We start from the raw sequence: 20,330 nt of genomic DNA on the forward strand, positions 1-20,330 counted from the left end.
CATGACAGAAAGATTAGTCATCATCGGCAACGGCATGGCCCCCGGGCGCATGCTGGAGCACCTGCTGGAACAGGCGCCGGGCCGCTACAGCGTCACCATCTTCAACGCCGAACCGCGCGTCAATTACGACCGCATCATGCTGTCGCCGGTGCTGTCGGGCGAAAAGGCCTATGAGGAAATCATCATCCATGGTGACGGCTGGTACATCAAGCACAACATCACCCTCTACAAGGGCCACAAGATTGTCGCCATCGACCGGGCGGCCAAGACCGTCACCTCCGATCACGGTGTCACCAAACCTTACGACAAGCTCGTCATCGCCACCGGTTCGGTGCCCTTCATCATCCCGGTGCCGGGCCATAACCTGCCCGGCGTGCTGACCTATCGTGATCTGGACGATGTCCGGGCGATGATGCTTGCCGCCCAGTCCAGGGCCAAGGCCGTGGTCATCGGCGGCGGCCTGCTCGGGCTGGAGGCCGCCGCCGGCCTCAACGCGCAAGGCATGGACGTCACCGTGCTGCATGTCATGCCGACGCTGATGGAGCGCCAGCTCGATCCGGCCGCCGGCTATCTCCTGCAGCGCGCGGTGGAGCAACGCGGCATCAAGGTCATCACCAAGGCCAACACGCAGGCAATCACGGGCAATGGCAAGGTCGAGCAGGTGGAACTCGCCGACGGCACCATCATTCCGGCGACGCTGGTGGTCATGGCCGTCGGCATAAGGCCGAATGCGGCGCTGGCGAAAGAGGCGGGCATCGCCGTCAACAGAGGCATCGTCGTCGATGCCGGCATGCGCAGCAACGACCCCGACATCTACGCGCTCGGCGAATGCGCCGAGGTCAACGGCATGGTCTACGGGCTGGTCGCACCGCTCTACGAAATGGCGCGCGTTGCGGCGAGCCAGCTTGCCGGCGACGAGACCGCTGCCTTCGTCCATTCGGACACGCCGACCAAGCTCAAGGTCACCGGCATCGAGCTGTTCTCGCTCGGCGACTTCGCCGATGGCGACGACCGCCAGGAGATCGTGCTGCGCGACGCCTCGGCCGGCGTCTACAAGCGGCTGGTGCTCAAGGACGACCGCATCATCGGCACCGTGCTCTATGGCGAGACGGCCGATGGCGCCTGGTTCAACGATCTCAAGAAGAAGCAGACCGATATTTCGCAAATGCGCGATACGTTGATCTTCGGCCAGTCATACCAGGGGGGTGCCCCGCTGGACCCTATGGCGGCCGTTGCAGCCTTGCCGGATGATGCGGAAATCTGCGGCTGCAACGGCGTTTGCAAGGGAAAGATCACCGGCGCGATCACGGCCAAGGGCCTGACCTCGCTCGACGATGTGCGCGCCCACACCAAGGCGTCGGCCTCCTGCGGCTCCTGCACCGGGCTGGTCGAGAAGCTGATGGTGCTGACCCTCGGCGACACCTACAACCCTGCGGCCGTGCAACCGATGTGCGGCTGCACCACGCTCGGCCACGACGAGGTGCGCCGGCTGATCAAGGCCAAGCACCTGAAGACCATTCCCGCCGTCATGCAGGAGCTGGAATGGAAGACCTCCTGCGGCTGCGCCAAATGCCGGCCGGCGCTCAACTACTATCTCGTCTGCGATTGGCCGGACGACTATGCCGACGACTACCAGTCGCGCTTCATCAATGAGCGGGTGCATGCCAACATCCAGAAGGACGGCACCTATTCGGTGGTGCCGCGCATGTGGGGCGGCGTCACCAATGCCGCCGAACTGCGCGCCATCGCCGATGTCGTCGACAAGTTCGAGATCCCGATGGTCAAGGTCACCGGCGGCCAGCGCATCGACATGCTGGGCATCCGCAAGGAAGATTTGCCGGCGGTGTGGGCCGATCTCGGCCAGGCCGGCTTCGTCTCCGGCCATGCCTATGCCAAGGGCCTGCGCACGGTGAAGACCTGCGTCGGCTCCGACTGGTGCCGCTTCGGCACGCAGGATTCGACGGGGCTGGGCATTCGCATCGAGAAATTCATGTGGGGGTCGTGGACCCCGGCCAAGGTCAAGATGGCGGTGTCCGGTTGTCCGAGGAACTGCGCCGAGGCGACTTGCAAGGATGTCGGCGTCATCTGCGTCGACTCAGGCTACGAGATTTATTTCGCCGGTGCCGCCGGCCTCGACATCAAGGGCACCGAAGTGCTCGGCCTTGTGAAGACAGAAGACGAGGCGCTGGAGCACATCGTGGCGCTGACGCAGATGTACCGTGAGCAAGGCCGATATCTCGAACGCATCTACAAATGGGCTAAACGCATCGGCATCCCCGAGATCAAGCGCCAGATCATGGACGACGATGCCAAGCGCAAAGCCTACTACGACCGCTTCGTCTTCAGCCAGAAATTCGCCCAGGTCGATCCATGGTCGGAACGCGTCTCCGGCAAGGACAAGCACGAATTCCGGCCGATGGCTTCGGTCGGGTTTGCGCAGGCGGCGGAGTGAGCCCAATGAACTGGATCGCCATCGGCTCCCTCTCCGACATCCCCCGCCGTGGTGCGCGCTGTGTCGCCACCCCGCAAGGCAAGGTCGCGGTCTTCCGCACCCAGGACGATCAGGTCTATGCCATCGACGACCATTGCCCGCACAAGGGCGGGCCGCTGAGCCAAGGCATCGTCCATGGCGCGGCGGTGACCTGCCCCTTGCACAATTGGGTGATCTCGCTGGAGACAGGCAAGGCGCTCGGCGCCGATGAGGGCGCGGTGCGCACCATCCCAGTCAAGGTCGAGGGCGAGCGCCTGTTCCTGGCGCTGGAAGCGCTGGCGAGCTGCGCCGCCTGACCATGGAGATCGACGCAGCACGCGAGGTGAGGACCACCTGCCCATATTGCGGGGTGGGCTGCGGCGTGCTGGCGAAGGTCGCCGCGGACGGGCAAGTGTCCGTCCGCGGCGACCCCGATCATCCCGCGAATTTCGGCCGGCTCTGCTCCAAGGGCTCGGCACTGGCCGAGACCGTCGGCCTCGACGGCAGGCTGCTTCATCCCGAAATCCACGGCCGCCGGACAGGCTGGAACGAGGCGCTCGACCACGTCGCTTCGACCTTCTCGCAAACCATCGCCGAGCACGGACCGGATGCGGTCGCCTTCTATGTCTCGGGTCAGCTGCTGACCGAGGATTACTACCTCGCCAACAAGCTGATGAAGGGTTTCGTCGGCTCGGCAAACATCGACACCAATTCGCGGCTGTGCATGGCCTCGTCCGTCGCCGGCCACCGCCGCGCCTTCGGCTCCGACACGGTGCCGGGAACCTATGAGGATCTGGAACGCGCCGACCTCATCGTGCTGGTCGGCTCCAACCTCGCCTGGTGCCACCCCGTGCTCTACCAGCGCATCGCCGCTGCCCGAGAAAAGCGGCCGGAGATGAAGATCGTGCTGGTCGATCCGCGCCGCACCATGACATCTGATATCGCCGACATGCATTTGGCGATCGCGCCCGATGGCGATGTCGCTCTGTTCACCGGCCTGCTCGCCTGGCTCGGCCAGCACAATGCACTCGACCGCGCCTATATCACGGCGCACACGACCGGCTTCGGGCAAGCTCTTTTCGCCGCATCGGCGCTCGATCTCACCAGTGTTGCCACAGCAACAGGCCTCAGCGAAGACGAACTTGGCCGTTTCTACAGCCTGTTCGCCGCGACCGCGAAGACGGTGACCGTCTACAGCCAGGGCGTGAACCAGTCGTCGTCCGGCACCGACAAGGTCAACGCCATCATCAACTGCCATCTCGCCACCGGCCGCATAGGCAAACCGGGAGCCGGCCCGTTCTCGGTGACCGGCCAGCCCAACGCCATGGGCGGCCGCGAGGTCGGTGGCATGGCCAACATGCTCGCCGCCCATATGGAGATCGAAAATCCCGAACACCGCGACCGCGTCCAGCGCTTCTGGAATGCGCCCGGCATCGCGCAAAAGCCCGGGCTGAAGGCCGTCGAGGTGTTTCAAGGCGTGGCCGACGGGCGCATCAAGGCGCTGTGGGTCATGGCCACCAACCCGGTCGATTCGATGCCGGACGCGGACGCCGTCGAAGCAGCAATCAAGGCTTGCCGGTTCGTCGTGGTTTCGGATGTCCTGGCCAGCACCGACACAGTGCGTCACGCCCATGTCCGGCTGCCCGCCGCCGCCTGGGGCGAAAAGGACGGCACCGTCACCAACTCCGAGCGCCGCATCTCGCGCCAGCGGTCGTTTCTGTCGGCGCCCGGCGAGGCGAGGCCCGACTGGTGGATCATCGCGGAGGTGGCGCGGCGGATGGGTTTTGGCGAGGCGTTCGCGCACGAGACGCCGGCGGAGATCTTTGGCGAGCACGCCGCGCTGTCGGGGTTCGAGAATGATGGTGGGCGGGACTTCGATATTGGGGCTTATGCCGGAATTGATGCTGAGGGCTATGCAAGGCTGGCGCCGTTCCAATGGCCAGCGCCGAGCCCAGGAGGCGGCACGACAGAGCAGCACCCCACCCGTTTCTTCGCCAACGGCCATTTCTACACAGCCGACCGCAAAGCCCGCTTCATCGCCATCCGTCCCACGACGGAAACCCGCACCACCCCCGACTTCCCGCTCATCCTCAACACCGGCCGCATCCGCGACCATTGGCACACGATGACGCGCACCGGCAAAAGCCCGCGCCTGTCCCAGCACATCGCCGAGCCCTTTGTCGAAATCCATCCCCTGGACGCGCAGCACCACGGCATCGGCGACGCCGACATCGTGCGTATCTCCAGCCCGCGCGGCGACGTACTGGTCCGCGCCCTGATCACGCCACGCCAGCGCCAAGGCAGCGTCTTCGCGCCGATGCACTGGACCGATCAGTTCGCGGCAAAAGGCCGGCTCGACGCATTGACCGCACCGCTCATCGATCCGGTCTCAGGCCAGCCGGCGCTGAAACATGTCGCGGCCCGCATCGAGAAATTTGCCGCAAAGGCCTTTGCGTTCGCCGTGATGCGCCGCCGTCCCGAGGCGATTGCCGCTGACTACTGGGCGGTTGCCAGGTGCCGGGGCGGATGGCGGGTTGAACTTGCCTTTGCCAACGACGACGCCGACTGGACAGCCTTCGCCGGCTCGCTCTTCGAGGCCCCCTCGGCCGAAATGCTCGCCTATCACGACCGCGACGCCGGCCAGCACCGCATCGCCGCCTTCGACGGTGAGCACCTCACGGGTGCTTTGTTCGTCGCCCGGGGCCCGGTCGCGGTATCGCGCGGCTGGGCGGCCGAACAGCTCGAAGAGGTCCACGCCAGCCAGCGCGAGCGCTTCAGGATCGTCGCCGGTCGTGCCGGTGCCGAACGGCCGGACGCGGGCGCGACCGTCTGCTCCTGTTTCAGCGTCGGAGCCAACCAGATCGTGGCGGCAGTGGCAGCCGGCTGCACCACCGTCGAAGCCATCGGCGGCGCGCTGAAGGCCGGCACCAATTGCGGCTCCTGCAGGTCGGAGATCCGCGCCCTCGTCCAGGCGAGCCGCGTTCAAGCGGCCGAGTGAGCCGCAATCCCGTGTGATTGAGCGGTCCGCGAGGCCGCGCCAAACCTGTCCAACTGTTAATTCGACTTCGTCAGGCTTCGGCCATATTGGTGGATGGGGGTGAAAGAATGCCGCCATGGACCAGCAATTGGAAATGCCCCTGCAGACGACCGTCGCGCCACGCCGATCGCGTCGCTGGATCCCGTGGCTGATCTTCATTGCCATTGTCGCCGCAACCGCCGCCTATCTCTATCAGCGTCCGCATGTCGAGGCGAGGCAACCCGGCGGCAGACGCGGCGCGCAGCCGACGACGATCGGCTCCGCCGCCGTCGAAAAGGGCACGATAGACGTCACCCTCAATGCGCTCGGCACGGTGACCTCGCTCTCCACCGTCACCGTCAAGCCGCAGGTCACCGGCCCGCTCATCCAGGTGAATTTCAAGGAGGGCCAGGACGTCAAGAAGGGCGACCTGCTGGCCGAGATCGATCCCCGCCCCTATCAGGCGGCGCTCGCCCAGGCCCAGGGCCAGCTGGTGCGCGACCAGGCCATGCTCAGGGATGCCCAGCTCGACCTCGTCCGCGACCAGAAACTGGTGGCGCAGGGGACGGCGACACCGCAGACCCTCGACGCGCAGGTCGCCCTTGTCGCGCAGGACCAGGGTTCCGTCCAGGTCGACCAGGCGATGATACAGACCGCCACCCTCAATCTGGATTATTGCCGCATCCTGGCTCCCGTCGACGGACGGGCCGGGCTGCGCCAGGTCGATCAGGGCAACTACGTCACCCCTGGCGATGCCAACGGCATCGTCATCATCACGCAAGTCCAGCCGATCAGTGTGTTGTTCACCGTGCCCGAGGATGAATTGCCCGCGATCGCGCAGCGCATGCAGCAGGGAGCCACTTTGCCCACATCGGCTTTCGACCGCGCCGGAGCCAAGAAGCTCGCCGACGGCCAGCTCGAAACCTTCGACAGCCAGATAGACCCGAGCACCGGCACCATCAAGCTGCGGGCGGGCTTCGCCAACGAGACGCGCGTCCTCTACCCGAACCAGTTCGTCAACGTCGCGCTTCTCGTCGACGAGCACAAGGACGTGGCGATCGCCCCGATCGCGGCGATCCAGCGCGGCTTGCCCGGCACCTTCGCCTATCTGGTCAACCCCGACAGCACGGTCGCCGTGCGCAAGGTCACGCTTGGCGTCACCAACGGCGAACACGTCGAGATCCTCGCCGGCCTGAACCCCGGCGACCGTGTCGTCGTCGACGGCGCCGACAAGCTCCGCGACGGCGCCCATGTCAACCTTCAGCAGGATGCGCCGGCCCCGGCACAGCCCTCGGCACCGGTCTCGGCGCAGTCACCTCCGGCATCGGCTGCCACGCCCGCCGGGACAGCGCCTCAGTCACAGGCGTCGGCGCCGGACCAGCCCGCATCGGATGCGCCAAAGCCGGATGACACGGGCAAGCGCAAGGGCCAGGGCCGCAAGCATCGTCACGCGGAGTCCGGGCAGCAGCAATGAGCCCGTCGCGCGCCTTCATCCTGCGGCCGGTGGCGACATCGCTGTTCATGGTCGCCATCATGCTGTCGGGCCTGCTGGCCTATCGCTATCTGCCCGTCTCGGCCCTGCCCGAGGTCGACTACCCCACCATCCAGGTGCAGACCTTCTATCCCGGCGCCAGCCCTGACGTCATGACGTCCTCGGTCACGGCACCGCTGGAAGTCCAGCTCGGCCAGATCGCCAACCTCAACCAGATGAACTCCGTCAGTTCGGCCGGATCCTCGGTCATCACGCTGCAGTTCAGCCTGGCGATATCGCTCGATGTCGCCGAGCAGGAGGTTCAGGCGGCCATAAACGCGGCCGGTAATCTTTTGCCGGCAGACCTGCCGGCGCCGCCCATCTACGCCAAGGTCAATCCGGCCGACGCGCCGGTGCTCACCCTCGGCCTGACCTCGGCCACCATGCCGCTGCGCGACGTGCAGCAGCTTGCCGACACCAGGCTGGCGCAGAAGATATCGCAGCTGCCGGGCGTCGGCCTGGTCAGCCTCAGCGGCGGCCAGCGGCCGGCGGTGCGTGTCCAGGCCGATCCGCGCAAGCTCGCCGCCTATGGCCTCAACCTCGACGATTTGCGCACCACTTTGGGCAGCGCCAACGTCAACACGCCGAAGGGCAATTTCGACGGGCCGTCCCGCGCCTACACCATCAATGCCAACGACCAGCTGAAGAGCGCCGACGAATACCGTTCGCTGATCGTCGCCTACAAGGACGGCGCGCCGGTGCGGCTAAGCGATGTGGCCGACGTGGTCGACGCCACCGAGAACAACCGACTTGCCGCCTGGATGAACAGCACGCCGGCGATCATCCTCAACATCCAGCGCCAGCCCGGCGCCAATGTCATCGACGTGGTCGACCGCATCAAGGCGCTGCTGCCGCAGCTCCAGGCCTCGCTGCCGAACGCCGTCGACGTGAAGGTGCTGACCGACCGCACCACGACCATCCGCGCCTCCGTGCGCGACGTCGAATACGAGCTGACGCTCTCGATCATCCTCGTCGTGCTGGTCATTTTCGTCTTCCTGCGCAGCGCGCGCGCCACGCTGATCCCGAGCCTGTCGGTTCCCCTGTCGTTGGTTGGCACACTGGGCGTCATGTACCTGTTCGGCTTCAGCCTCGACAATCTTTCGCTGATGGCGCTGACCATCGCCACCGGCTTCGTCGTCGACGACGCCATCGTCGTCATCGAGAACGTCGCCCGCTATGTCGAGGAGGGCGCTACGCCGCTGCAGGCGGCGCTGAAAGGGTCGCAGCAGATCGGCTTTACAATCATCTCGCTGACCGTTTCGCTGATCGCGGTGCTGATCCCGCTTCTGTTCATGGGCGATGTCGTCGGCCGGCTGTTTCGCGAATTCTCCATCACGCTTGCCACCACCATCCTGATCTCGGCGGTGGTGTCGCTGACGCTGGTGCCGATGGCCTGCGCCAAGCTGCTCAAACCGGTGGCGGCGGTGCGCGAAAACGCCCTGCAGCGCGCCAGCCGCGACTTCTTCGACTGGGTGATCCGCGGCTACGGCCGGGCGCTGACCTGGGTACTCGACCGGCAGACGCTGATGCTCGTGGTGGCGGCGGCCACCCTGGTGCTGACGGCGGCCCTCTACGTGGTCATCCCCAAGGGGTTCTTCCCCGTGCAGGACACCGGCGTCATCCAGGCCATATCAGAGGCGCCACAGTCGATCTCCTATGCCGCCATGGCCGACCGGCAGCAGCAGCTGGCCGCCATCATCCTTAGGGATCCCGATGTCGACAGCCTATCGTCCTTCATCGGCGTCGACGGCACCAACACGACGATGAATGTCGGCCGCATCCTGATCAACCTCAAGCCGCATGAAGCGCGCACCGCTGATATCACGCAGGTCATCGCGCGGCTGAAACAGGAAGCCGGCGCCGTGCCCGGTGTCATGCTCTATATGCAGCCGGTTCAGGACCTGACCATCGACGGCCAGGTCAGCCGCACCCAGTACCAATTCGTGCTCCAGGACGCCAATGCCGATGAGCTGGGAGAATGGACGCCGAAGCTTCTTGCCAGGCTGAACACGCTGCCGCAGCTCGCCGACGTCGCCAGCGACCTATCGAACAGCGGCCTTGCCGTCTTTGTCGATATCGACCGCGACCAGGCCGCGCGCTTCGGCATCACGCCGGCGACCGTCGACAATGCGCTCTACGATGCTTTCGGCCAGCGTATGGTGTCGACCATCTACACCACGTCAAGCCAGTCCCGGGTCATTCTCGAGGCCGCCCCTTCAGAGCAGGATTCGCTCAAGGCGATCTCTTCCGTCTACCTGCCCTCCTCGACTGGCGGCGCCCCGGTGCCGCTATCGGTGGTGGCAGCCACCCATATCGCCACCACGCCGCTGCAGATCACCCATATGGGGCAATTCCCCGCCACCACCGTCTCGTTCAACCTGGCGCCAGGTGTGTCGCTCGGCGAGGCGGTCACCGCGATCCAGCAGGCGCAGGCCGACATCGGCATGCCGCTCAGCATCATCACCAGCTTCCAGGGTGCGGCGCGCGCCTTCCAGGCTTCGCTCGACAACACACTGTTCCTGATCCTGGCGGCGGTGGTCACCGTCTACATCGTGCTCGGCGTGCTCTATGAGAGCTTCATCCACCCGATCACCATCCTGTCGACGCTACCTTCGGCCGGCATCGGCGCGTTGCTGGCGCTGATGATCGCCGGCCAGGACCTGACCATCATCTCGATCATCGGCATCATCCTCCTGATCGGCGTGGTCAAGAAGAACGCCATCATGATGATCGACTTCGCGCTCGACGCGCAGCGCCATGAAGGCAAGACGCCGCGCGAGGCCATCTACCAGGCCTGCCTGCTGCGCTTCCGCCCGATCCTGATGACGACGCTGGCGGCGATGCTGGGCGCCTTGCCGCTTATGCTCGGCACCGGCGTCGGCTCGGAACTGCGCCATCCCCTGGGCGTCTCCATCGTCGGCGGCCTGCTGCTCAGCCAGTTGCTGACGCTGTTCACCACGCCGGTGATCTATCTCTGGTTTGATCGTCTCTCGGCTCGTCTCAGAGGCATCGAACCCAACCTTGCCCGTGCCCCCAATCTTCCTCGCACCAATGGTGCGGACGCCGGGCCATGAACCTGTCGGTTCCCTTCATTCGGCGGCCGGTGGCGACGACGCTGCTGACTTTCGGCCTGCTGGCGGCCGGGTTGGTGGCGTTTCCGCAATTGCCGGTGGCGCCGCTGCCGGCGGTCGACTACCCCGTCATCTCGGTGACGGCCTCGCTGCCCGGCGCCAGCCCCCAGGTGGTGGCCAACACCGTCGCCAGCCCACTCGAGCGGCATCTCGGCGAAATCGCTGACGTCAACGAAATGACCTCGTCGAGCAGCGTCGGCAGCGCGCGCATCACCTTGCAGTTCGGGCTGGACCGCGACATTGACGGCGCCGCGCGTGACGTCCAGGCGGCGATCAACGCCGCGCGCGCCGACCTGCCGTCCAGCCTGCGTTCCAACCCGACCTATCGCAAGGTCAATCCCGCCGACGCCCCGATCCTCGTCCTGTCGATGACATCGGACACTCTGTCCAAGGGTCAGCTCTTCGATGCCGCCAGCACCGTGCTGGCGCAGAAACTCTCGCAGGTCGACGGCATCGGCGAGGTGTCGGTCGGCGGCAGCTCGCTGCCGGCGGTGCGCGTCGAGCTCAACCCGCAGGTGCTCTACGATTACGGCATCGGGCTGGAGGATGTGCGCGCCGCACTCGCCTCGGCCAACGCCCACAGCCCCAAGGGCGCCGTCGATGTCGGCGGCCGGCGCTACCAGATCTACGCCAATGACCAGGCCAACCAGGCCGAAGCCTACCGTTCCCTCATCGTCGCTTACCGCAATGGCGCGCCGGTCAGGCTTTCCGACGTCGGCCAGGTCAATGATTTCGTCGAGAACATTCGCAATGCCGGTCTTGCCAACGGCAAGCCGGGCGTGCTGATCATCCTCAACCGCTCGCCCAACGCCAACATCATCGCGACGGTGGACCGGGTAAAGGCGTTGCTGCCGGCGCTGCGCGCCTCGATCTCGCCGGCCATCGACCTGTCGCTGGCGGTCGATCGCTCGACAACCATCCGCGCTTCGCTGAGCGAGGTCGCGCAGACGCTGATGATCGCCATCGGCCTGGTGATCCTCGTCGTCTTCGCCTTCCTGCGCGACGTGCGTTCGGCGCTGGTGCCGATCGTGGCCGTGCCGGTGTCCCTCGTCGGTACACTGGGTGTCATGTATCTGCTCGGCTTCAGCATCGACAATCTGTCGCTGATGGCGATGACGGTGGCCACCGGCTTCGTCGTCGACGACGCCATCGTCGTGCTGGAGAACATCGCCCGCCACACCGCTTCCGGCATGGGCCGCATGGAAGCAGCGATCAAGGGCTCCCAGGAGGTCGGCTTCACCGTGCTGTCGATGAGCCTGTCGCTGATCGCCGTCTTCATCCCGATCCTGCTGATGGGCGGCATCGTCGGCCGGCTGTTCCGCGAATTCGCCGTCACGCTGTCGGCGGCGATCCTGGTCTCGCTCGCAATATCGCTCACCACCACGCCGATGATGTGCTCGATCCTGCTGCGCCCCGAGGGAGAACGCGAACACGGCCGGCTCTACCGCTTCAGCGAGCGCATCTTCGAGGCCATGCTGGGCTTCTATCGCCGGTCGTTGTCCTGGGCACTCGACAATCCGCTGCTGATCATGGCGGTGCTCGCGGCCACACTCTGCCTCAATGGCTATCTCTATGTCACCATTCCCAAGGGCTTCTTCCCGCAGCAGGACACCGGACGGCTGACCGGCTCGATCCAGGCCGACCAGGCGACCTCCTTCCAGTCGATGTCGCAAAAGCTCAGCCAGTTCGCCGGCATCGTCAGCAAGGATCCGGCGGTCGACGCCGCGGTCGGCTTCACCGGCGGCGGTCAGACCAATTCCGGCTTCATGTTCGTGTCGCTGAAGCCGTTGGCCGAGCGCAAGATCTCGGCCGACCAGGTCATCGCCCGGCTGCGGCCCAAACTGGCTGGTGTGCCTGGCGCCACGCTTTTCCTGCAGGCGGTGCAGGATATACGCGTCGGCGGGCGGCAATCGAACGCGCAGTACCAGTACACCTTGCAAGGCGACAGTTTCGATGAGCTGGCGGAATGGGCGCCGAAGCTCGCCGCCGCGCTGCAGACGGAACCCAGGCTCACCGACGTCAACTCCGACCAGCAGAACAAGGGCCTGGAAGCCGACGTCACCATCGACCGCGACACGGCAAAGCGCCTCGGCATATCGGCCAGCGAGATCGACAACACGCTCTACGACGCCTTCGGCCAGCGCCAGGTGTCCACCATCTATGTCCAGCGCAACCAGTACCACGTGATCATGGAAGTGGCGCCGCAATACTGGCAAAACCCGGATGCGCTGAAAAACGTCTATGTCAGCACATCGGGCGGTTCGGTTGGAGGATCGCAGGCGAGCAATGCGGTTGCCGGCACATTCGTCGCACCAGGCCGGTCCACCAGCGCCCAGACGGTCGCCGCCGACGCGGCGCGCAACCAGGCCAACAATTCCATCACAAGCACCGGCAGGACGGCCGCCTCGACCGGCTCGGCGGTCAGCACCGGAGCCGAGATCATGGTGCCGCTGTCGGCCGTCGCGCATTATGGCCCCGGCAGCACGCCGCTGTCCGTCAACCACCAGGGCCTCTTCGTCGCCACCACCCTGTCGTTCAACCTGGCGCCGGGCGTCGCGCTCAGCGAAGGCGTCGCGGCCATCAACGCGGCGGCCGACCGCATCGGCATGCCGGCCACCATCCATGGCAGTTTCCAGGGCACGGCGCGCGTCTTCCAGGACTCCCTCTCCGACCAGCCGCTGCTGATCCTCGCCGCGCTGATCGCCGTCTATGTCGTGCTCGGCATTCTCTACGAAAGCTACGCGCACCCGCTGACTATTCTGTCGACCCTGCCCTCGGCCGGCGTCGGCGCCTTGCTGGCGCTGACCCTGTTCAACATCGAGTTCTCGATCATGGCGCTGATCGGCATCATCCTCTTGATCGGCATCGTCAAGAAGAACGCGATCATGATGATCGACTTCGCGCTGGCCGCGGAGCGCAACGAGAACAAATCGGCGCATGACGCCATCTACCAGGCATGCCTGCTGCGCTTCCGCCCGATCATGATGACGACCATGGCAGCGCTGTTCGGCGCCGTGCCGCTGGCGATCGGCCTTGGCGAGGGCGCGGAACTGCGCCAGCCGCTCGGCATCGCCATCGTCGGCGGCCTGATCCTGAGCCAGATCCTGACCCTCTACACGACGCCGGTCATCTACATCTATATCGACCGTTTTGGTCGCTGGTGCCGGCGATTGCCGTCGCGGACCCGGTACTCCTGGCAGGCAGGCATACAACCGGGAGAGTGAGCCGGCTCTCCGCCGATCACAAACTGTCAACTTTGCGTTCCTTGCCGTCCAGCGGTTTGGAACGCCCCTATATCGATGGGTACGGGCCACGAACCGCCGGCGATGAGAGGATCATCGCGACGTGACGGGAGCAGATTGCCCGCGATCGGAAAGCGATAGCCTTACCGCTTTTCCCGTTGAAGGGAGGCGCAACCATGCGCAATTTTACACCGAAGGTCATAGCAATCGCATCGCTTCTGGCGGCGGTGCCACTATCGAGCGCCTACGCGGTGCATCGCCATCGGGTCGAACCGGGCGGCATGTCCGTCGAGGCAAGTGCGGTCCTGGACCAGTTGCAGGGCGTCAGGCAGGGGATCGTCGAGGCCATGGATGCAAAGGCGATCACCCCTCAGCAGGAGCACGATCTGATGATGCAGGCCGAAAGCATTCACCGCTCGGCCACCGGTGGCGGCGCATATCGAGCTTTGCTCGGCCAGATAGAGAAGCTGGACCAGCAACTGCAGGTCGATACGGGCGGCGGCACATACATGGGCGACGGCTCCGATGGCGGCTATTACCCGAATGGCTGACGCGGACCGCTTATGATCGTTCGGCGCCCCAGACAGATTTCGGGGGCGCCGGTTTTTCACTGGGCCCTCGCACAGTGGTGCAAGCAAGGCGGGAAGCCTACTAGACCGAGGCGATGGTGCAGATGGAAGCGTCGCCAAGGCCCTGGCAGTGGCGGGAATTGCGATACTCTTTCAATAATCCACTCAGCCACTCGCATTTCGAAGTAGAACGCGGCAAAGCTTCGCCGCCGCGCGATGTCTTATCGCTCGTCAAAACCACGGCTGGTCTGCATTCATGTCCGAAAGGCGTGCCCCCGGCCGCTCGGATGAGACGGACACTATGCCTGGCCTGATGAAGGTCGATTCAACGGGCAGCCCTTCGGCTGTTATCCAAGCCATAACCCGTCACTGTCGATCCATGCCTCGGCTGGCCCTGTTGTCCGCAAATGGTACGTCTGGACACAGGTGTTGAAGGCTGAAAAATAGGGAACGTGACTTCGCTATCCCAGTTGATTCAAGAGATCGGGAGATCCGCGCTGAATCTGGAAGACATAGCCGCCCATCCGGCCTTGCACCGCTACGTACAGGAACAGTCGCAGTCCCTGATCCGAATCTATGAGGAAACCCCGCGACTGGCTTCAATCTTTGCCACGCAGCAGCGCTGGCTGATGGCCCATGTCGGCCTTGCCATGCACTTCCGGCGGGACCCGAACGACCGCCGCAAGGAACTGACCGTATCGCGTTTTATCGAGGTCGTGCACAAGAACGCCGTGGCCAGCCGCAATACGGCGGATGCATTCATCAAGGAGATGCTGCACTACAACATCGCCGAGTATGTGGCTGGCGGGGACGGCCGCACGCATCCCCTGCAACCGACGGCCGCCACCATCGAGAGGTTCACCGGCTGGGTGACCGCCCATCTGCGCACGCTTGACCATATCGATGGCGGCGACCGGCTGGGCAGATATCTGGAACGGCCCGACATGCTTGCCACGCTGCAGCCGCTGATCGCTGACGGCCTGCTGACCTCAAAGCCGGTGCGCGAACCCAACCAGACCTTTTCCCTTTTCATCTGGCTCAACAATGGCGGCATCGTCATGGACTGGCTGATGTCCGGCATCGATCCGGACCACGCCGGCCTGGAGCGGATTCCGACCAGTGTGGTTTCGATCGGCGATTTCGCCAAATGGCTCAAGCTGTCGCGGACCCATCTCGGCCGCAAACTGCGCACCGCCGAGGAACTCGGCAGCATTGGCTGGCTCGGCCAACGCGGCCATTCGGTGATGTGGGTGTCGCACGGGTTCTACGAGGAATACATGACCGTGCAGGCCGCCAAGCTGGCTGTCGTCGACAATGCCTTCAAGGCTTGTTTTCCGCCATCGCAAGGCGGTGACTGAGCAGCGCCCTGCACAAGGGCTGATTTTGGGGAAAGCGTAAGGCGGATTTCCGTCCGCAATCAGGTCGGACAAGAAGAGATACCGATTTTGCGCTTCCGCGTAGCAATGAAGCTGCGTCCGTGATTGTGGCCACTGTACACATTCACCCACTATTGATGGCCAGCGTTGCCGCTCATCCGGCATTGCATCGCTGTGCCCGCGCCCAAGCTTCGCCGAAGCCTTTGGTCCTACGGCCGGCCCGCTGATCGGAGCGGTATCCGAAGGGCCGATGCTGGACAAGCGTCAGAAGCTGTCCAGCATTACAGCGACGTGTACGCCCTGTGTCGATTGATGCTCGCCGAGCATCACCGACACTGATCTTGGGCAGACCTCGGCGTTCTCAATCGATGTCGAACGAGACGCCCTGGGCAAGCGGCAGCGCCTTGGAATAGTTCACCGTGTTGGTGGCGCGCCGCATATAGGCCTTCCACGCATCGGAGCCGCTTTCGCGGCCGCCGCCGGTCTCCTTTTCGCCGCCGAAGGCGCCGCCGATCTCGGCTCCTGACGTGCCGATGTTGACATTGGCGATGCCGCAGTCCGAACCGTCGACACCGAGGAACCGCTCGGATTCCTGCAGATCGCGCGTGAAGATCGACGATGACAGGCCAGCACCCACCGCATTGTGCTCGTCAAGCACGGCGTCGAAATCGGAATATTTCATCACGTAGAGGATGGGCGCGAAGGTTTCTTCCGTCACCGGCGAGACTTGGCTTTGCATCTCGACCAGCGCCGGATGCACATAATAGGCATCCGGGTGGCCATTTTCGACGCGCGTACCGCCGGTCACCTTGCCGCCATGGGCCGTGGCTTCCGTCAATGCCCTCTGCATGGTGTCAAAGGCCGCCTTGTCGATCAGCGGCCCGACCAGCGAAGAGGTCTCCAGCGGATTGCCGACAGACACGCTCTGATAGGCCTTCTTCAGCCGCGGCACCAAGGCATCGTAGACGCTCTCATGCACGAACAGGCGCCGCAGCGTCGTGCAGCGCTGGCCGGCGGTGCCCATGGCGCCGAAGGCAATCGCCCGCAGCGCCATGTCGAGATCGGCGGTCGGGCAGACGATGCCGGCATTGTTGCCGCCGAGCTCCAGCACCGCGCGGGCAAAGCGCTTGGCCAGACGCGGGCCGACGTCCCGGCCCATGCGGGTCGAGCCGGTGGCCGAGACCAGCGGCACCTTGGGATGGTCGACCAGGATTTCGCCGACGGCGCGGTCGCCGATCAGCACCGGCGCCAGCCCCTGCGGCGCGTCGGCGCCGAAACGCTTGACCGCGCGCTTGAAGATCGCCTCGCAGGCAAGTGCGGTCAGCGGCGTCTTTTCCGAGGGCTTCCACACCACCGCGTCGCCGCAGACGAGCGCCAGCGCCGCATTCCACGACCATACCGCGACCGGGAAGTTGAAGGCGGAAATAACGCCGACCACGCCCAGCGGATGCCAGGTTTCCATCATGCGATGGCCCGGACGCTCGGTGGCGATGGTCAGGCCGTACAATTGCCTGGACAGGCCGACGGCGAAATCGCAGATGTCGATCATCTCCTGCACTTCGCCCAAGCCTTCGGACGGGATCTTGCCGACCTCGATCGATACCAGCCGGCCAAGCTCGGCCTTGTGCGCACGCAACTCCTCACCGAGCAGCCGCACCAGTTCGCCGCGCTTCGGGCCGGGCACCAGCCGCCAGGACTGGAACGCCTTGTGGGCGGCATCGATGGTCTTGGCCGCATCGGCCGGCGAGATGGTCTTCAGGGCCGCGATCTGTTCGCCCGTCACCGGGCTGTGCACGATCAGGTCGCCGCCGACTAGCGCGTCCTTGGCCACACCCAGTTTCGCCAGAAGCTCGGCCGTTTCCTTCGCTATGGTCATTTTTGTCCCTTTCAGATCCGTCGTCATCATATGGCGTCGGGTCAAAGCCTCGCGCCATCTCGCCCGCGTACCGAAAAGGCACTTCAGGCACAGTCATGGCGTGGCCTTACTCGTTTCGAGGGAAAATCGCCACCCCGGCATGGTCTAAGCCCGGGCGACACGATTGAGCCAGATGGGCAAACGCGGCTCAGTTGGCCTTTTTCGCCGGCACGCGCACGGCGCCGTCCTTCATCAAACGGTCGATATGCATGCGGATATGGGCTGCTTCCGCCGCCGTGTTGGCCAGCGCGATGGCGCGGTCGAAGGCGACCCGCGCCTCCTCACCCCGGTCGAGCTGCATCAGCAGCCCGCCCTTGAGGCCGAAGAAGTGGAAATAGCCGGAAAGCCTTTCTTCCAGCGGCTCAATCATCGCAAGGGCGGCTTCCGGGCCGCGTATTTTCGAGACCGCCACCGCGCGGTTGAGCGTGATGACGGGCGACGGCTGCATCTGCTCGAGCAGGCCGTAGAGCAGGTCGATCTCCACCCAGTCGGTGTCCTCGGCCTTCTCTGCCCGGGCATGCAAAGCGGCGATCGCGGCCTGCACCTGGTAGGGACCGGGCTTGCGATGGCGCAACGCCTTGTCGACCAGCGCCAGCCCCTCGTCGATCATCTTGCGGCTCCACAGGCTGCGATCCTGGTCCTCGAGCAGCACGATCTCGCCGTCCGCGTCGAAGCGGGCCGGCGCGCGCGCATGCTGCAGCAAAAGCAGCGCCGTCAGCCCCATGATCTCCGGCTCGGTCTGGAACAGCCGCAGCAACAGCCGGGCGAGCCGGATCGCCTCCTCGCACAGCGGCGCGCGGGCCGGCGCCTCGCCGCTGTTGGTCGAATAGCCTTCGTTGAAGATCAGGTAGACCATCGCCGCCACCGCGGCGAGCCGCTCGGAGCGCTCGGCAGCGCCCGGCGTCTCGAACGGCACGCCTGCGTCGGCGATGCGCGCCTTGGCGCGGGTGATGCGCTGCTCCATGGCGCTCTCGCCGACCAGGAAGGCGCGAGCGATCTGCTTGACGGTGAGACCGGAGACGATACGCAGTGCGACCGCGATCTGCTGCGTTGCCGGAAGGTCAGGATGGCAGCAGATGAAGAGCAGCCGCAATATGTCGTCGCGATAGTGCGCGCCGTCCAGCCGCTCGGCGATGTCGCTCTCGGCGTCCTCCAGATCGGAGATCTGGTCCTCTTCCGGCATCGGCGCCTGCTTGGCGCGCTTGCGCACCGCGTCGATACCGCTGTTGCGGCCGACGAAGATCAGCCAGGCCGCCGGGTCGCGCGGCGGCCCGTTCTGCGGCCAGTTCTTCAACGCCCGGAGACAGGCATCCTGGAAAGCTTCCTCCGCCGTATCGAGATCGCGGAAATAGCGCAGCAGCGCGCCCATTGCCTGCGGGCGAGCAGCGCTGATCGCGGAGCTGATCCAGGCAAGTTCGGTCATACGACCACCTTAGTGGGATTGAACACCGAGACCGGCCGGATCTCATAGGATCCGCCGCTCGGGTTGACCTCGGAGAGCTCACGGGCGAATTCGACGGCCTCGTCGAGATCGGCGCATTCGAGCGTGTAGAAACCGAGGAACTGCTCCTTGGTCTCGGCGAACGGCCCATCGATGACGACCGATTCGCCTTTCACTTTCCGCAGCGTCGTCGCCGCTGTCGTCGGCAAAAGCCGCGCCACCGGGCCAAGCCGGCCAGCCTTGGCGTACTTGTCCTGAACGTTGATGAGATTGGCCATGACTTCGTCGTCCTGCGCCTTGCTCCAGGAGCTGACGACGTCTTCGGAGGCATAGCAGAGTATGGCGTAGAGCATGGTCGGTCCTTTTCTGTATCAAAGGACGAAACAGTATGACCGATCCCGACACGACGTCGATAAAAAAAGACGGATAGAGCGACCGTCAATTGCCGCCAGTCACCGTTCGTGCGTCTTCAACCATCTCAGCACGAGCGCTTCCTCGTCATCGAGACCCTCCATGGGCCGCTTGCCCTTGTTGGCTTCCGCCATTTCTGCCAGCAGCCGTCCCTGCGACCAGGCTTCGAAAACCTGCGGATGAATATAGCACTTGCGGCAGACAGCGCGCGTGTTGCCCAGCCGCTCGGCCACCTTGTCGATGACGCTGTTCATCACCCGCTTTTGCTGGGCCTTGGCTTCGGGCAGCTCCGTCTGCGCAAACAGCGACGCGGCATGGATGGTGCCGCCCCAGGTGCGAAAATGCTTGGAGCTGAACGCATCGCCGGCGGCGTCCCTGATGTAGCGGTTGACGTCGTCGGAGCGGACCGGGCGCCTGTTGCCTTCCTCGTCGAGATACTGGAACAGTTTCTGGCCCGGCAGGTCCTGCGCACCCCGCACGATGCCGGCGATACGGCGATCGACCAGCTTCAGTTTCCATTCCTTGCCGGACTTGCCCTTGAAGGCGAAGCGCAGGCTCGATCCCTTGATATCGACATGGCGGTCGCGCAACGTCGTAAGGCCGAAGCTCTTGTTGTCGCGCGCATAGGCGGCATTGCCGACGCGGATCATCGTATTGTCGAGCAGCCAGACGACCGCGGCGACGACGCGCTCGAACGGCAGGCCGTGGCGGCGCAAATCACCGTCGATCGTGCGCCTCAGCTTGGCCAGGCTTTCGGCGAAGGCAACGAGGCTCGAATATTTGGCGCCGTCGCGTTCTTCGGCCCATTGCGGATGATAGCGATACTGCTTGCGCCCCCGCTGATCCCTGCCGGTCGCCTGGATGTGCCCGTCGGCATCCGGCGATATCCACACATCCGTCCATGCCGGCGGAATAACGATCGCCTCGATACGCGCCCTGGCGGCATCCGAGACCGCTTTCCCGTCCGGTCCCTTGTAGGTAAATCCCTTGCCGGTCTTCAGCCGGCGGATGCCGGGCTCGGCATCGCTGACATAGGTCAGCGCGGCGTGCTCAGCCGCGCTTTGCGCCCCGTTCTTCGGGGCAACGGCGCCGTCGGTTGGCCGGCCGTGCGGCAATCCGGATGTCTGCAGCATGTAAGCTCCACGCAAATATGCGTAGATAAGCTGTTGGCCGACAGCTGGTTCCACGCCGCGCGAAAGTCGGCTGGCCGCGATAAGCGAATGGCGGA

Annotated in this window: 12 protein-coding genes; 8 read left to right on the forward strand and 4 right to left on the reverse strand. The window is 64.9% G+C overall.

What is annotated here, in order from left to right; all coding sequences use genetic code 11:
• The first annotated feature begins 1 nt into the window (after nt 1).
• From nirB to ACLGL5_RS33855, 8 genes are all read left to right on the forward strand, one after another.
• Nucleotides 2–2,452, forward strand: a complete 2,451-nt coding sequence (nirB, locus tag ACLGL5_RS33820; RefSeq protein WP_494372844.1) for a nitrite reductase large subunit NirB — start codon at nt 2–4, stop codon at nt 2,450–2,452.
• A 5-nt stretch (nt 2,453–2,457) separates the two neighbouring features.
• On the forward strand, nt 2,458–2,787 hold the full coding sequence (gene nirD / locus ACLGL5_RS33825; RefSeq protein WP_019860900.1) for a nitrite reductase small subunit NirD: 330 nt from the start codon (nt 2,458–2,460) through the stop codon (nt 2,785–2,787).
• A 2-nt stretch (nt 2,788–2,789) separates the two neighbouring features.
• Entirely contained in the window at nt 2,790–5,468 is a 2,679-nt protein-coding gene (locus ACLGL5_RS33830) for a nitrate reductase (protein ID WP_069093030.1), read from the forward strand.
• A 115-nt stretch (nt 5,469–5,583) separates the two neighbouring features.
• Nucleotides 5,584–6,960: an efflux RND transporter periplasmic adaptor subunit gene (locus ACLGL5_RS33835; protein ID WP_069093031.1), complete on the forward strand. Its 1,377-nt coding sequence runs from the start codon at nt 5,584–5,586 to the stop codon at nt 6,958–6,960.
• On the forward strand, nt 6,957–10,091 hold the full coding sequence (locus tag ACLGL5_RS33840) for an MdtB/MuxB family multidrug efflux RND transporter permease subunit (protein ID WP_069093032.1): 3,135 nt from the start codon (nt 6,957–6,959) through the stop codon (nt 10,089–10,091). The genes ACLGL5_RS33835 and ACLGL5_RS33840 overlap by 4 nt, the downstream gene beginning before the upstream one ends.
• The gene (locus ACLGL5_RS33845) at nt 10,088–13,372 is read left to right on the forward strand and encodes an efflux RND transporter permease subunit (protein WP_494372845.1); all 3,285 of its coding nucleotides are present in this window, start codon (nt 10,088–10,090) and stop codon (nt 13,370–13,372) included. The genes ACLGL5_RS33840 and ACLGL5_RS33845 overlap by 4 nt, the downstream gene beginning before the upstream one ends.
• Nucleotides 13,373–13,566: 194 nt before the next feature.
• Entirely contained in the window at nt 13,567–13,941 is a 375-nt protein-coding gene (locus tag ACLGL5_RS33850) for a hypothetical protein (RefSeq protein ID WP_069093034.1), read from the forward strand.
• 647 nt (nt 13,942–14,588) lie between these two features.
• Nucleotides 14,589–15,317, forward strand: coding sequence for a hypothetical protein (locus tag ACLGL5_RS33855; RefSeq protein WP_223217920.1), 729 nt, complete (start codon nt 14,589–14,591; stop codon nt 15,315–15,317).
• A gap of 379 nt (nt 15,318–15,696) precedes the next feature.
• Here ACLGL5_RS33855 and amaB read toward each other — a convergent pair whose 3' ends face one another.
• From amaB to ACLGL5_RS33875, 4 genes are all read right to left on the reverse strand, one after another.
• Nucleotides 15,697–17,211: an L-piperidine-6-carboxylate dehydrogenase gene (gene amaB, locus ACLGL5_RS33860; RefSeq protein ID WP_069093036.1), complete on the reverse strand. Its 1,515-nt coding sequence runs from the start codon at nt 17,209–17,211 to the stop codon at nt 15,697–15,699.
• A 187-nt stretch (nt 17,212–17,398) separates the two neighbouring features.
• A complete protein-coding gene (locus ACLGL5_RS33865) occupies nt 17,399–18,673 on the reverse strand; it encodes an RNA polymerase sigma factor (RefSeq protein WP_064980704.1) in 1,275 nt (424 codons plus the stop codon).
• Nucleotides 18,670–19,044 carry a YciI family protein gene (locus ACLGL5_RS33870; protein WP_064980706.1) on the reverse strand — a complete coding sequence of 125 codons (375 nt, stop codon included), beginning with the start codon at nt 19,042–19,044 and terminating at the stop codon, nt 18,670–18,672. The genes ACLGL5_RS33865 and ACLGL5_RS33870 overlap by 4 nt, the downstream gene beginning before the upstream one ends.
• Nucleotides 19,045–19,143: 99 nt before the next feature.
• Nucleotides 19,144–20,235: a DNA topoisomerase IB gene (locus ACLGL5_RS33875; RefSeq protein WP_069093037.1), complete on the reverse strand. Its 1,092-nt coding sequence runs from the start codon at nt 20,233–20,235 to the stop codon at nt 19,144–19,146.
• Nucleotides 20,236–20,330: the final 95 nt, after the last annotated feature.

This window comes from Mesorhizobium sp. U510 (assembly GCF_059180695.1).